The sequence below is a fragment of the Westiellopsis prolifica IICB1 genome, assembly GCF_004323185.1.
Taxonomy (GTDB): domain Bacteria; phylum Cyanobacteriota; class Cyanobacteriia; order Cyanobacteriales; family Nostocaceae; genus Pelatocladus; species Pelatocladus prolificus_A.
The window spans coordinates 2494825-2507298 of sequence record NZ_NAPS01000002.1 but is presented as its reverse complement, the minus strand read 5'-3'; the positions used below and the strand labels follow the sequence as shown (position 1 = coordinate 2507298).

The 12474-nt window shown below is 40.0% G+C and carries 12 protein-coding genes; 6 read left to right on the top strand and 6 right to left on the bottom strand.

Annotated features, from left to right (window positions below; all coding sequences use genetic code 11):
• The coding region (locus B4U84_RS25105) for a hypothetical protein (protein WP_165490342.1) at positions 1 to 200 on the top strand (200 nt) is incomplete at its 5' end.
• A 49-nt stretch (positions 201 to 249) separates the two neighbouring features.
• On the opposite strand, the gene B4U84_RS25100 is transcribed toward B4U84_RS25105, so the two are convergent.
• Positions 250 to 1008, bottom strand: coding sequence for an amino acid ABC transporter ATP-binding protein (locus tag B4U84_RS25100; RefSeq protein WP_131120902.1), 759 nt, complete (start codon positions 1006 to 1008; stop codon positions 250 to 252).
• A gap of 64 nt (positions 1009 to 1072) precedes the next feature.
• Here B4U84_RS25100 and B4U84_RS25095 point away from each other — a divergent pair, with 64 nt between their 5' ends.
• Positions 1073 to 2578 carry an ABC transporter permease subunit gene (locus tag B4U84_RS25095; RefSeq protein WP_017312065.1) on the top strand — a complete coding sequence of 502 codons (1506 nt, stop codon included), beginning with the start codon at positions 1073 to 1075 and terminating at the stop codon, positions 2576 to 2578.
• Between the two features lie 95 nt (positions 2579 to 2673).
• Here B4U84_RS25095 and B4U84_RS25090 read toward each other — a convergent pair whose 3' ends face one another.
• Together B4U84_RS25090 and B4U84_RS30840 are read right to left on the bottom strand one after the other, a co-directional pair.
• The gene (locus tag B4U84_RS25090; RefSeq protein ID WP_131120901.1) at positions 2674 to 3246 is read right to left on the bottom strand and encodes a thermonuclease family protein; all 573 of its coding nucleotides are present in this window, start codon (positions 3244 to 3246) and stop codon (positions 2674 to 2676) included.
• Positions 3247 to 4449: 1203 nt separating this feature from the next.
• Positions 4450 to 4587, bottom strand: coding sequence for a hypothetical protein (locus tag B4U84_RS30840; protein WP_017312069.1), 138 nt, complete (start codon positions 4585 to 4587; stop codon positions 4450 to 4452).
• A gap of 459 nt (positions 4588 to 5046) precedes the next feature.
• On the opposite strand from B4U84_RS30840, the gene B4U84_RS25075 reads away from it, so the two are divergent.
• A complete protein-coding gene (locus B4U84_RS25075) occupies positions 5047 to 5214 on the top strand; it encodes a metallothionein (RefSeq protein ID WP_026082034.1) in 168 nt (55 codons plus the stop codon).
• Positions 5215 to 5420: 206 nt separating this feature from the next.
• Here B4U84_RS25075 and rpaA read toward each other — a convergent pair whose 3' ends face one another.
• A complete protein-coding gene (gene rpaA, locus B4U84_RS25070; RefSeq protein ID WP_016863919.1) occupies positions 5421 to 6164 on the bottom strand; it encodes a two component system response regulator RpaA in 744 nt (247 codons plus the stop codon).
• A 157-nt stretch (positions 6165 to 6321) separates the two neighbouring features.
• On the opposite strand from rpaA, the gene B4U84_RS25065 reads away from it, so the two are divergent.
• On the top strand, positions 6322 to 7380 hold the full coding sequence (locus B4U84_RS25065; RefSeq protein ID WP_131120898.1) for a YheT family hydrolase: 1059 nt from the start codon (positions 6322 to 6324) through the stop codon (positions 7378 to 7380).
• 89 nt (positions 7381 to 7469) lie between these two features.
• Here the strand turns inward: B4U84_RS25065 and B4U84_RS25060 are convergent, their stop codons facing one another.
• Both B4U84_RS25060 and B4U84_RS25055 read right to left on the bottom strand, forming a co-directional pair.
• The gene (locus tag B4U84_RS25060) at positions 7470 to 8438 is read right to left on the bottom strand and encodes an aldo/keto reductase (RefSeq protein ID WP_026082035.1); all 969 of its coding nucleotides are present in this window, start codon (positions 8436 to 8438) and stop codon (positions 7470 to 7472) included.
• A gap of 6 nt (positions 8439 to 8444) precedes the next feature.
• Positions 8445 to 9245, bottom strand: a complete 801-nt coding sequence (locus B4U84_RS25055) for a dienelactone hydrolase family protein (protein ID WP_281635080.1) — start codon at positions 9243 to 9245, stop codon at positions 8445 to 8447.
• A 202-nt stretch (positions 9246 to 9447) separates the two neighbouring features.
• Between B4U84_RS25055 and B4U84_RS25050 the strand changes: the two genes are divergently transcribed.
• Both B4U84_RS25050 and B4U84_RS25045 read left to right on the top strand, forming a co-directional pair.
• A complete protein-coding gene (locus B4U84_RS25050) occupies positions 9448 to 10341 on the top strand; it encodes a LysR family transcriptional regulator (protein ID WP_131120896.1) in 894 nt (297 codons plus the stop codon).
• Positions 10342 to 10712: 371 nt separating this feature from the next.
• Positions 10713 to 12434, top strand: a complete 1722-nt coding sequence (locus B4U84_RS25045) for a diflavin flavoprotein (RefSeq protein WP_131120895.1) — start codon at positions 10713 to 10715, stop codon at positions 12432 to 12434.
• Positions 12435 to 12474: the final 40 nt, after the last annotated feature.

Genomic DNA, 12474 nt, shown 5'->3' with positions numbered 1-12474 from the left:
ATACTCGGCGACGAGTCTTTAATACTCGACGACGAGTCTTTAATACTCGGCGACGACTCTTTGATACTCGGCGACGAGTCTTTGATACTCGGCGACGAGTCTTTTATACTCGACGACGAGTCTTTGATACTCAACGACGACTCTTTTATACTCGACGACGAGTCTTTGATACTCAACGACGACTCTTTTATACTCGCTGATAGGGGAGAGCAAAAGACGCATCCCCCTTCCTCAAACTCCAAGCAAACCTCACACTTCCCCATTCAGGCGACTGAGAAAATTACGTAGGCGATCGCTTTGAGGATTTGAAATTACTTCACTAGCAGAACCTTGTTCTGCCACAATGCCTTTATCCATAAAAATGACGCGGTGAGCAACCTCACGAGCAAATTGCATTTCGTGGGTGACAACTATCATTGTCATCCCCTCAGTTGCTAGTTGCTGCATAACTTGCAAAACTTCCCCTACCAGTTCCGGATCTAGGGCGCTGGTGGGTTCATCGAATAGCATAATTTTGGGATTCATGCATAAACTTCGAGCAATAGCTACCCGTTGTTTTTGTCCACCAGAAAGTTGTTCGGGATAAGCTGATGCTTTGTCAAATAGTCCGACTTTTTCGAGATAAAACCCTGCTTGTTGGCTACTTTCTTTGCGGGTTTTACTTAAAACTTTACAAGGCGCTAGTATTAAATTTTCTAAAACTGTCAGATGGGGAAACAAGTTGAATTGTTGGAATACCATTCCAACTTGGGTGCGTAATTGTCGCAGTTGCTTTTGATTGAATTGGGGATGGGATAAATTAATACCATTGACTGTTAAATGTCCGCCATCAATTTTTTCTAAGCGGTTGAAACAACGCAGTAGGGTACTTTTTCCGCAACCAGAGGAACCAATCACAGCAACTACTTCACCCTGGTTGATTTCACCACTAATTCCTCTGAGGACTTTGAAGGAACCGAAGTTTTTTTCGATGTTATGAAATGCGATCGCGGGGGTGAAGGAATTCATGGGGTGAAATGATTGGTGTTAGGTTTAGTTTATTTAAAATCACAGAGATGTTAAGGAAGAGAAGATGAGGGTTTTAGGTTGGTTGCGGTTTGGTTTAGTTGCGGGGTTGTGTTGTTTGTTGTTGCTTGGTGGTTGCAGTTTTTACGGTAATGTCACTGACTCAGGAAAAACTTTGAAAGTAACGACAGAACCAACGTTTCCACCTTTTGAGTTTATCGGAGAAGGTGGTCAACCCCAAGGTTTTTCTTATGATTTGATGAGAGCGATCGCACGTGCGGGTAATTTTAAAGTTGATTTTCAGAGTATAGCCTTTGATGGGATGATTCCAGCGTTACAAGCAAAAACGGTAGATGCGGCGATTAGTTCGATCACTATCACAGAGGAACGAGCCAAAGCTGTTTCTTTTTCACGTCCTTATTTTAAGGCGGGGTTAGCGATCGCTGTGCGTACTAACAATCAAGATATTACTAATTTTGAAAGTTTACAGAATAAAAAAATTGCTGTTCAAATTGGTACTACTGGCGCGAAAAAAGCTCAGAGTGTTCCGGGAGTGCAAATTAGCAATTTTGATTCTGCACCATTAGCATTGCAAGAGTTAGTAAATGGTAATGTGGATGCGGTGATTAATGATGCACCAGTGACTTTATACGCAATTAATACAGGTAATTTGCAAGGAGTCAAAGTAGTTAATGAATTATTAACTGAGGAGTATTACGGTATTGCTACGGCAAAAAAATCACCAGATTTGAAATTAATTAATCAAGGTTTGACAAATGTGCTAAAAAATGGTGAATACGCCCAAATTTATCAAAAATGGTTTAAAGGAACGCCACCTAATTTACCTGAAAAATTACCATTTACTAGTGATGCGGAGACAGGAGTATCTAAACTATCTTCTTTTGTAAATGTAATTTTAAAATCTCTTCCAATTTTGTTACAGGGTGCTTTAGTAACTTTACAACTAACAATAAGTTCTGTAATTTTAGGTTTAGTTGGAGGTTCTTTAATTGGAATTGTCCGCATTTCTCAGATTAAACCTCTACGTTGGATCGCACGAGGGTATATCGACTTTTTTCGAGGAACGCCGTTATTAGCGCAAATTTTTATGATTTATTTTGGTATACCTGCGATTACACAAGAGCTTGGTTTTACAGTTAATTTTAATCGCCTCGTAGCAGCAATCATCGCATTAAGTTTGAATTGTGCTGCTTATATAGCAGAGATTGTTCGTGCTGGGATTCAATCTATAGAAATAGGACAATCAGAAGCTGCACAATCATTGGGTTTAAGTTCTGTACAAACTATGCGTTACATCATTTTTCCTCAAGCTTTTCGGCGCATGTTACCACCTTTGGGTAATGAATTTATTAGTTTGCTGAAAGATACGAGTTTAGTTTCTGTGATTGGTTTTGAAGAATTATTCCGTAAAGGACAATTAATAGTTGTAGATAATTACCGCGCTTTTGAAATTTATACAGCTGTCGCTTTAATATATTTATGTTTAACATTACTTTCTTCCCAAGCATTTAGTAAATTAGAAGCTTGGATGAGTCCAGTGAAAAAATTATGACTTGTTATAATTCATAAGTAAACATGCACCAAACCCTTACCAATGACTATTGTACAGACGCGATTCATCGCGTCTACCAATGACAAATGACGAGCTTAACTTTTAGCTTTTAACTTGTAAAGACTCCTGTATTCCCAAGGATTTACAAATTTAGTATCACTCCAAACCCCTCTTCGATTTGCTTTCGCTTCAGTTTCGGCTTGTTGAATTATCTCTTTACTAGGACATTTATTTAAATAAGGACGATAAACTAATGCTAACCCTTCGCGAACTAATATTTCTTGGATAAAAGTACCATTCTGTAACCTGACTTCTGCTACTTTGCGCCTATAGCGATCGCTATCTGTGATTGTTAATTTAACGCGGTCGTTTCCTTGATTGACTAGTTTTTGGACTAGTGTTTTTGCTTTGGTTCCCCAAGTAAATTGATTGCGATCGCTTGCGGATTTACTTTGTCTTTCTTTTGTAGAATGAGGTATTTCCGGCGCATCAACACAAGCAAAGCGGACGGTAAATTCATTACCTTTTTTATCCTTGATTCTGAGAGTATCACCATCGCTGACTCTTTCTACTACATCGCCAGAAGGAAAAAGGCGATCGCATCCCATAACTGCAAAGATTAGGATCGCTGCACAAAGCCAAAGTAAAGTTTTTTTAGTGATTTTCACAAGCGCAAATCAATATATTTTATGATACATGATAATACCATACGCCAAACCATATGCCGTAGGGTTAATTCATGGGTTTTTCTACTTGATATATCGGAGTTTCGGCGATTGCTTCAATAATTCATGAAAATTTTAAATTCAAATTCAGCATAATTTTCATTGTCATTTTCAAACTATACATTTTCATGAATATTTGAATAAAATAATACTCAACATGCTGTTCTAGATAAATAGTGTAATATGCTGAGATAAAATCTTAGAAAACTTGCTTTAATACATAATCAACGCAGAATATTATTTTTTAGTTTTGTATGCTCTCATTACGTAAAACACAAAAGCCAAATCAATCTTTACAGTATTACTCAAACAGTGCATCTTGGGTTTATCGAAATCTAGTATTTGTCATTATATTTTGTGTTGTTATCTCAACTTGCTTGTATGCTATTTATCCTTTATTGTTGACTTTCATTACTGATAAATTTAGTCCTCCATCCAACTCTTCTTATCCAACATCTATTCCTTGGTTAACAAATAAAGGTGAGTGTGAACATCATCCTCATAGAATTTGGCGTGATGGTCATTGTTGGGATTCTGAACATGACCCTAATTTTTGACGTGGATAATTACTAAAATTTTGATTCACTTTTTCAGAAAAATTGACTACAGAATACGATAGTCAAATTTGCCAGGTATTTGATATTCATATATTGCATTCCCAAATCATTTGTGAAAGACAAGATCCCCAACTTCGCATGAATTGTTGGGGGTCTGGACTTTGCGATTCTCAATATAAAGCAAAAAATATTCTTTGGAGTTTAACGTTTCATCTGAAATTGATGTTTGGTTTGGTGTTGGTATTTGTGTTGTTGCTGATCAATGCTTTATTATCAGAAAGGCAAAGTCGATAAAAGTTGGTTCGGGAGCATCCCAATTTTTTCAATATAGCTAAGGGTCTAAACCCTTATACCAATTTAATATGAAGTTACAGAGAAAGAACCCCACCCCCATTCTTGCTTACGTTCGAATTTCCCCTCCCCGATTTCGGGGAGGGGATTAAGGGGTGGGGTAAAATTCTGTGCAGCTTCACGAAGAATTGGTATTAGCTAATAGCTTCATAAATAGGACTTACATACACTCTACAAATCCTTGGCGTTCTTGGCCCCTTGGCGGTTAAATAAATTAACCCACCAATTTCACTGAAACTTAAACAGAAGCAAACATTGTCACCAAAATCAACATTACAGCCAAGCCAAAAATCCAAAGAATTAAGGCTCCCCAACTAACAGAATCTTCTTGTATTTTCTGCCATAAACTACTTTCTGAATTATTGCGACTTGCCATAATTCCTACCTCACAAATTTTGATTACACCTCACTACATACGCAAACAATTAGCCATAATATCCAAATCACTAGATGCGTAATTAGCTGATGTTTGAATTTCTTAACCTTTGTTTACTTAAACAATGATCAATGTTTTTTTAACTGTATATTTTATTCTGCTATAACAAAGCGATCGCTTAAGCAAAATTGTGAATATTCTTAATATATTTTGTTGTTATTTACCTAGAAATTTCAAATAAAAAATGCATTCAATCATCAATAACTTGCGGGTGATTCAATTTTTTAGTCCGATCAGATTAATCGAACTCACGTTGAGTTATTATTCCGTTTATTAATTTATATTACTTTTTTAGAAAAATTGTTAATTTTTTCCTTAAATATCTAAAGTCAATAGCTGAACTTATGTTCATATGTTTTATATTAATGACTTGAAAACAAATTTATTTTGGTGTTTGCTATGACAACTGTTACTCAGATGAAATGCGCTTGTGAATCTTGCCTTTGTGTAGTTTCTCTAACCGATGCTGTGATCAAAGATGGCAAGCCTTATTGTGGAGAAGCCTGTGCAAATGGTCATCCCAATGGAGAGGGTTGTGGTCATCAAGGGTGTGGGTGTCACGCATAGTCAACCATTCCTCCTGAAGTTGCCAAACAACATAACTTCAATAACCTGCTAAATTCGCCTCTAGTCTAGTGTGATGGCGAAAAGCACTAATTGATGAGAAGTTTTGATCAAGGCAAAATCTTATTGGCACTCTTGAAGTGAAGACAACATACGAGTGCCAATTCCAACACTAATTTAACAACATTTACACAATAGCCCAAACAGGATCAATCGACTTTTGATGTAGAGACACCTTCACTTGATTGGGGAACACTAGGCAACTCCAGACAGTATCCAGCACCATATACTGTTTTGATGTAACGGGGATGGCGAGGATCTGGTTCTAGTTTGGTTCGTAAGTGGCGAATGTGGACTCGAATGGTTTCAATATCATCATCTGGATCGTATCCCCAAACTTCTCTGAGGATTTCACTTGGGGAAACAGTTTGGCCATGGCGCTGAAGCAAGCAGTGAAGTAACTCAAACTCTAGATGAGTCAGTTTGACTGTTTGATTAAACCATATTGCCTCAAACCGTTCAGGAACAAGGGTCAAAGGCCCATAGTTGAGAATTTCACTGTGCTTTGCAGCTTGGGGAATCCGGTCAGTACGCCGCAGTAAAGCACGCACCCGCGCCAGCATTTCCTCAACTTCAAACGGTTTCGTTAGGTAGTCATCCGCGCCAGCATTAAAGCCTTCTACTTTATCCTGAGTTTGACTGAGTGCTGTCAACATCAACACAGGAATCTCAGCTGTACGCTCATCCCGCCGCAAGCGCTGACAAACAGTGAATCCGTCTACTCTAGGCAACATCAGATCGAGCATAATTAAGTCTGGCTGGAGTTGTAAAGCCAGCGCCTGACCCTTGATTCCATCTTCTGCTTGGCTGACGTCGTAGCCAGCCATCTCTAAGTTGACGGCAACTAACTCTGAAATTGCTGGGTCATCGTCTATGACTAGAATCCTCGGCATTATTAAAAAATTATTACTACTTATTAAGGATAAATAAGAACCTTTGGGAAATACAAAGATGCTTCATTAGATTATAAAAAATATTTTAAATCTAACATAAAGATTAAAATTCAAAGATTTGAAAAATAAGTTCAAGCTATACTAAATCCTAAAGCGAATGTGTTACTGGTCATACAATCCACCATCTTTTTTGCGAAATGGTGTAGCCATGACTCTCTACACCGCCCTTTTTGCTGGGCGTAACTGGGAACAAACTACAAAATACTCAGAGCCGCCCTATCAAGAACAGGTTTTTATCGGTGGACAGAGCGTACCGATTTTTGGTTGGGTAGCGATTCCTGAAAATGCTTGCGGTACGATCATAGGAACATATGGTATTACAGGTGAGTTAGAGAATCAATGGTTTCTCAAGCTGCTAGGACGTAAAGCCTACGCCCAAGGTTATGCAGTCGTGTTATTTGATTGGCGCGCTCACGGCAGGACAGCGCAATTATCGCCGATGTTGACCAGCGATGGCTTGTACGAAGGTGAAGATTTTATCCGTATTGCTGCGGTGGCTAAAGCTATGGGATGTCCAGGAAAGTTTTGGTTTACGGGATATTCTTTAGGGGGACAATTGGCGCTGTGGGCGGTGGGGGGAGTTGGGGGAGAGAAGAATTCTGTATTTTTAGATTTAGAGAGTTTGGGTTTGGAGGAAGAAGAAATTGGTGGTGCGGCGGTAATATGTCCAAGTCTGGATTCTCGGCGATCGCTTTCTTATTTAGTTAAGCATCCTTTAGGTCGCTATTTGGAAAAAGCAATCACTCGTAATCTTAAAAAACTGGCTTGGCAAATTTATGCAGCTCATCCTGGTAGTATTGACCCAGAAGCGATCGCACGAGTCAATAGTATCTGGAGTTTTGACGAAGAATTAGTCATAGAACGCTTGGGTTTTCCCTCAGTGGAAGCCTACTACGACGCCAGCAGCGCTTTGCAGTTACTACCAAATCTGCAAAAACCGACTTTGATTATTTATGCTGAAGATGATCCTCTTTTTGATCCGGCGATCGTACCTGATTTACAATTAGCTTGTGCAGCTAATCCCATGATAGATTTATTACTCACTCGTTACGGTGGTCATGTGGGTTACATCAGCAGTAAAAATTGTCAATACCAAGCACAAGATCCTGATCCTTGGTGGGCATGGAATCGAATTTTAGAATGGCTTTGTAGTTAGCACTTAAGCGTACCCTACCCTACGGGAACGCCTACGGCGTATGGGAAGTCGCTACCGCGTCTACACTACGAACCTAGCTTACCAGACTACTAGTCCCAAGACCGATAAAATGTACTATCTTGCCAGATACTAGCAGTGCGTTGTTCAATTGCTGCAAGTTGGTTAGAAGATAAGGGCTGGAAAGAAGTTGCTGCTTTCACATTTTCTTCTAGCTGTTGCACACTATCAGCAGAAATTATGCAACAATGAACTCCTGGTTGAGACAAACTATATCCTAAAGCTTGCTGTATATTTTTCAAACCACCTGGTTGAAACAACTTCCCGTAAGCAGGAACTTTCATTGCAATCACACCTAAGTTTTGTTGCTGTGCTAAGGGTAAAACTTCAGGAATAAATGGATGTGAATGGTGTTTATCAACAGCATTGACAGGGATAAGAGTTGTGTGAAATTGAAAACGACGTAGTCCTTCGGCGATGATTTTTGGATCACGGTGTCCGGTAATACCTACAAATCGCACAATTTTTTGCTGCATAGCTTCTTGTAAAGCTTTAATAGCGCCAGACCTACTAAATAAAGTGTCTATTTCTTCTGCATAAGAGACATGATGCAATTGCCACAAGTCAAGATAATCTGTATTAAGGCGTTTGAGTGAACTCTCTAATTCTCGCCATGCTTCATCTCGGTCTCTTTTACCTGTCTTAGTAGCTAAAAACGCATTTTTACGAAAAGATGGCAGTACTTTGCCTAAATAATCTTCATTTGTTCCGTAGCTAGCAGCAGTATCAAAGTAACGGACACCGAGTTCGAGCGCTCTTTCAATAATATCCACAGCATCACGTTCGCGGTCTTGTTTGTCTAGTGGTGTTTTTGCACTTGCGCCTCCCAAACCGAAAATGGGAACTTTTACCCCTGTGCGTCCTAGTACTCGTTCTGGCATGAGGGCTGGTAATTTAGTAGCATTAGAAGTATCTTTTTGCAAGGCATTTGCTCCTACAATACCACTAGCAGCAGCCACGCTGGTCATTAAGAAATTGCGCCGCGTTGTTTTTCCTACCATAGTTCCTTATACTACTCCATGTTCCTTAAACCAAGCCTGGAGACGTTTCCAAGCATCTTCAGCCGCTTGTTTTTGGTAAGTTGGACGGTAATCAGCATGAAAGCCGTGGGGAGCATTTGGGTAAACAACTATTTCAGATGGTTGTTTGGCTGTTTTTAAAGCTTGTTGCATTTTTTCGACTGTACTTAGGGGTATACCTTCGTCCTTACCTCCATACAATCCTAGTACAGGGGCTTTGAGTGAAGCTGCAACATCGATGGGATATTGAGGCTGAAGTGGTGTAGATTCACCGACCAAACGTCCATACCAAGCAACTCCAGCTTTCAACTTAGGATTATGGGCTGCATACAGCCAAACAATTCTTCCACCCCAGCAAAAACCTGTGATTCCGAGACGGTTCACATCGCCTTTTGATTTTGCTGCCCAAGCAACGGTTGCATCTAAATCAGATAATACCTGAGCATCAGGGACTTTTGACACGACTTTAGTGCGAATCTCTTCAATATTACTGAGTTTAGAAACATCTCCCTGACGAGCATATAATTCTGGGGCGATCGCTAAATATCCTAATTTGGCAAAGCGACGGCAAATATCCTGAATATATTCATGAACACCAAAAATCTCCTGAACTACCAAGACAACTGGAAAATTAGTACCAGAAGCAGGCATAGCCCGGTAAGCAGGAATTGTACCATCAGCAACAGGAATTTTGACTTCACCTGCAACTAATCCTGTGGGACTTGTTTTAATTGTTTGAGCAGTCACAGGATGAGTTGCGACAGCGAAACCTGTTGCTAGGGATGCCATGATGAATGTTCTTCTATTCAAATTCTGAGGCATAGTTCTGATGTGCTTGGTGTCCGTTTAAAAAATACCTCGATTTTATTTGGTCACGTATCGACTGTAAGTAGTAATGTGATGTGTACTACTAATTAGTATGAGGCGATCGGTTTTTTCAGATGTCCAATATATATTTATTGATAATTGAAACTTTTAAAATATTAAAACTATGGAACTGCGACATCTGCGCTATTTCATTACTGTGGCGGAAGAACTACACTTCAGCCGAGCTGCTGAACGATTACACATAGCGCAACCACCTTTAAGTCAGCAAATTCATCAACTAGAAATGGAGCTAGGGGTGGAATTGTTTCAGCGCAAAACTAAGCGACAGGTACAGTTGACGGAAGCTGGAAGGGTATTTTTACAGTCAGCTTATCAACTGCTGGCGCAACTTGAACAGGTGATTGAGTTAACACGGCGCACTGGTAGGGGTGAAACAGGACAATTGCGGGTAGGATTTATTAGTTCTGTGACTTATGATGTACTACCTGCGATTTTGCAAGCTTTTCATCAGCAGTTTCCGGGGGTGGAATTGATATTGCAGGAGTTAACGACATCAGAACAAGAAAAGGCTTTGCAAAATCATCGTATCCAAGTTGGTTTTGTGCATTTGCCTTTAGAAGATGATAGTTTTGCTTGGGAGTGTATTCAGCAAGAAAATCTGGTTGTGGCTTTACCTGCAAATCATCCTTTAGCTAAACAAGAAAAAATTGCAATACGATCGCTTACGGATGAATTGTTTATTTTATTTCCGCGTCATTTGGGAATTGGACTTTACGACAAAATTATGGCTTTGTGTGAGGAAGTTAATTTCACACCAAAAGTTGCTCAAGAAGCTATTCAAATGCAAACAATTATTGGGTTAGTTTCCGCTGGGATGGGAATAGCAATTGTACCTGCTTCGTTGCAAAATCTGCAACGTCAGGGTGTTGTGTATCGAGCGATCGCTCAAACAACACCATTAGTAGAAACAGCTGTGGTGTGGAAAAAAGAAGAAATTACACCAGTAATGCAGCAGTTTTTGACTGTTGTTAGGCAAGTAACACAAAAGTTTAGCTAAAAGCTTAAACCTATTCCCTATTCCCTGTTCCCTGTTCCCTGTTCCCTGTTCCCTGTTCCCTATTTCTACATTAGATACAACGGTTGCCAAAATGATGATTTTCGTTACAAAATTTGGAGCAGCAACATTATTTTGATTACTTTTATATAGGGAAACATCATAGAATAAATTACTGTTTTTTTGCTAAAATTTGCGCTCAAAAAATAGAAAATCAACTACAGTTTTTTGGTTATTAATTATGCCAAAAAACAGACATTTTAGCTACAAATTTTATTTTTCAAAAAAGACTATTTTGAACAACTTTACAAAAATAATTATGAGCAAAATAGAGTCAGAAAAGCAGACTGATGATTTGTGCTTGGAGACGACTAATGGTAACTCTTGCAGAGAACCCTCAAAACAAACGACTTACTATACAAACTGTCGAAATCGCTCCTAACACAACGGCGATTCGTTCGCTTGATTGGGATCGCGATCGCTTTGATATTGAATTCGGTCTACAAAATGGTACAACTTATAATTCATATCTAATTAAAGGCGATCGCATTGCCTTGGTGGATACTTCTCACACTAAGTTTCGCCACCTATATTTAGAGACTCTTAAGAAACTGGTTAACCCAAAAGCAATTGATTACATCATTGTCAGCCATACAGAGCCAGATCACAGTGGCTTGGTTGAGGACGTTCTACAATTAGCACCCAGAGCCACTGTCTTAGCATCGAAAGTTGCACTTCAGTTTCTGGAAAATTTGGTTCACGATCCCTTCTCGAAGCGGATTGTCAAAAGTGGCGATCGCGTAGATTTAGGACAAGGTCACGAAATAGAATTTGTGAGTGCGCCAAACTTGCACTGGCCGGATACTATCTTCAGCTTTGATCACAAAACCCAAACTCTGTTCACCTGTGACGCTTTTGGGATGCACTATTGCAGCGATGACACTTTTGATGTCAACTTAGAGGCAATCGAACCCGACTTTAGATTTTACTATGATTGCTTAATGGGGCCAAATGCTCGTTCGCTGCTGAATGCGATGAAGAAAATGAACGAGTTGGGCAACATCAAAATTATCGCTAACGGTCACGGGCCTCTACTGTACCACCATTTGGGTATACTCAGAGAGTGCTACCAAGGTTGGAGCCAAAGACAAGCCAAAACAGAGACAATTGTCGGCATGTTTTATGTCTCTGATTATGGTTATGGCGATCGCATTGCTCAGGCGATCGCTCATGGAGTCCAGAAAACTGGCGTCGGGACTGAAATCATGGATCTAACAACAGCTGAGATCCAAGAAATTCAAGAATTAGCAGGTCGTTCATCTGGCATTATTGTTGGTATGCCCCCAACTGCAAACGCTGCGGCGCAAGCTGCGATTAGTGCGCTTTTGAGTGTAGTCAAAGAAAAGCAAGTCATAGGATTTTTTGAATGTTACGGTGGTGACGATGAACCCATCGATCCCTTACGTAGAAGATTCGTTGACTTTGGCGTCAAAGAAGCTTTCCCCGCAATTCGGATTAAAGAAACTCCTTCCCCAATCACCTTCCAGCTTTGCGAAGAAGCGGGTACTGATTTGGGACAAATGCTAGTCCGGGAACGCAACATCAAACAAATTAAGTCCATCGACGTTAACTTGGAAAAAGCACTAGGTCGGATTAGTAGTGGACTTTATATTATTACTGCTAAAAAGAACGATGTACAAGGAGCAATGCTGGCTTCTTGGGTCGCACAAGCTAGTTTACAACCTTTAGGATTTACAATTTCCGTCGCTAAAGACCGAGCAATTGATTCGTTGTTGCAAGTCGGCGATAAATTTGTCTTGAATGTCTTGGAAGAAGGAAACTATCAAGAACTGAAGAAACATTTCCTCAAGCGTCTGCTTCCTGGTGCAGACAGATTTGCAGGAGTCAAAACTCAAACAGCTAAAAACGGTTCCCCAATTCTCACAGACGCTCTTGCTTACATGGAATGCGAAGTTAAGAGCAGCATGGAATGCAGCGACCACTGGCTATTATACTGCACCGTCACCGATGGTCGAGTCTCCAAACCCGACGGATTAACAGCAGTTCGCCATCGTAAGGTAGGCAATTATTACTAAGAAGGCAAACGGGGAAAGGGGATCGGGGAAAGGGGATCGG

What these genes read in the sequence shown, in the direction of transcription:
- B4U84_RS25100 (WP_131120902.1), bottom strand. Translation starts at nt 1,008, where the DNA reads ATGAATTCCTTCACCCCCGCGATCGCATTTCATAACATCGAAAAAAAC.
- B4U84_RS25095 (WP_017312065.1), top strand. Translation starts at nt 1,073, where the DNA reads ATGAGGGTTTTAGGTTGGTTGCGGTTTGGTTTAGTTGCGGGGTTGTGT.
- B4U84_RS30840 (WP_017312069.1), bottom strand. Translation starts at nt 4,587, where the DNA reads ATGGCAAGTCGCAATAATTCAGAAAGTAGTTTATGGCAGAAAATACAA.
- B4U84_RS25075 (WP_026082034.1), top strand. Translation starts at nt 5,047, where the DNA reads ATGACAACTGTTACTCAGATGAAATGCGCTTGTGAATCTTGCCTTTGT.
- rpaA (WP_016863919.1), bottom strand. Translation starts at nt 6,164, where the DNA reads ATGCCGAGGATTCTAGTCATAGACGATGACCCAGCAATTTCAGAGTTA.
- B4U84_RS25065 (WP_131120898.1), top strand. Translation starts at nt 6,322, where the DNA reads ATGTGTTACTGGTCATACAATCCACCATCTTTTTTGCGAAATGGTGTA.
- B4U84_RS25060 (WP_026082035.1), bottom strand. Translation starts at nt 8,438, where the DNA reads ATGGTAGGAAAAACAACGCGGCGCAATTTCTTAATGACCAGCGTGGCT.
- B4U84_RS25055 (WP_281635080.1), bottom strand. Translation starts at nt 9,245, where the DNA reads ATGGCATCCCTAGCAACAGGTTTCGCTGTCGCAACTCATCCTGTGACT.
- B4U84_RS25050 (WP_131120896.1), top strand. Translation starts at nt 9,448, where the DNA reads ATGGAACTGCGACATCTGCGCTATTTCATTACTGTGGCGGAAGAACTA.
- B4U84_RS25045 (WP_131120895.1), top strand. Translation starts at nt 10,713, where the DNA reads ATGGTAACTCTTGCAGAGAACCCTCAAAACAAACGACTTACTATACAA.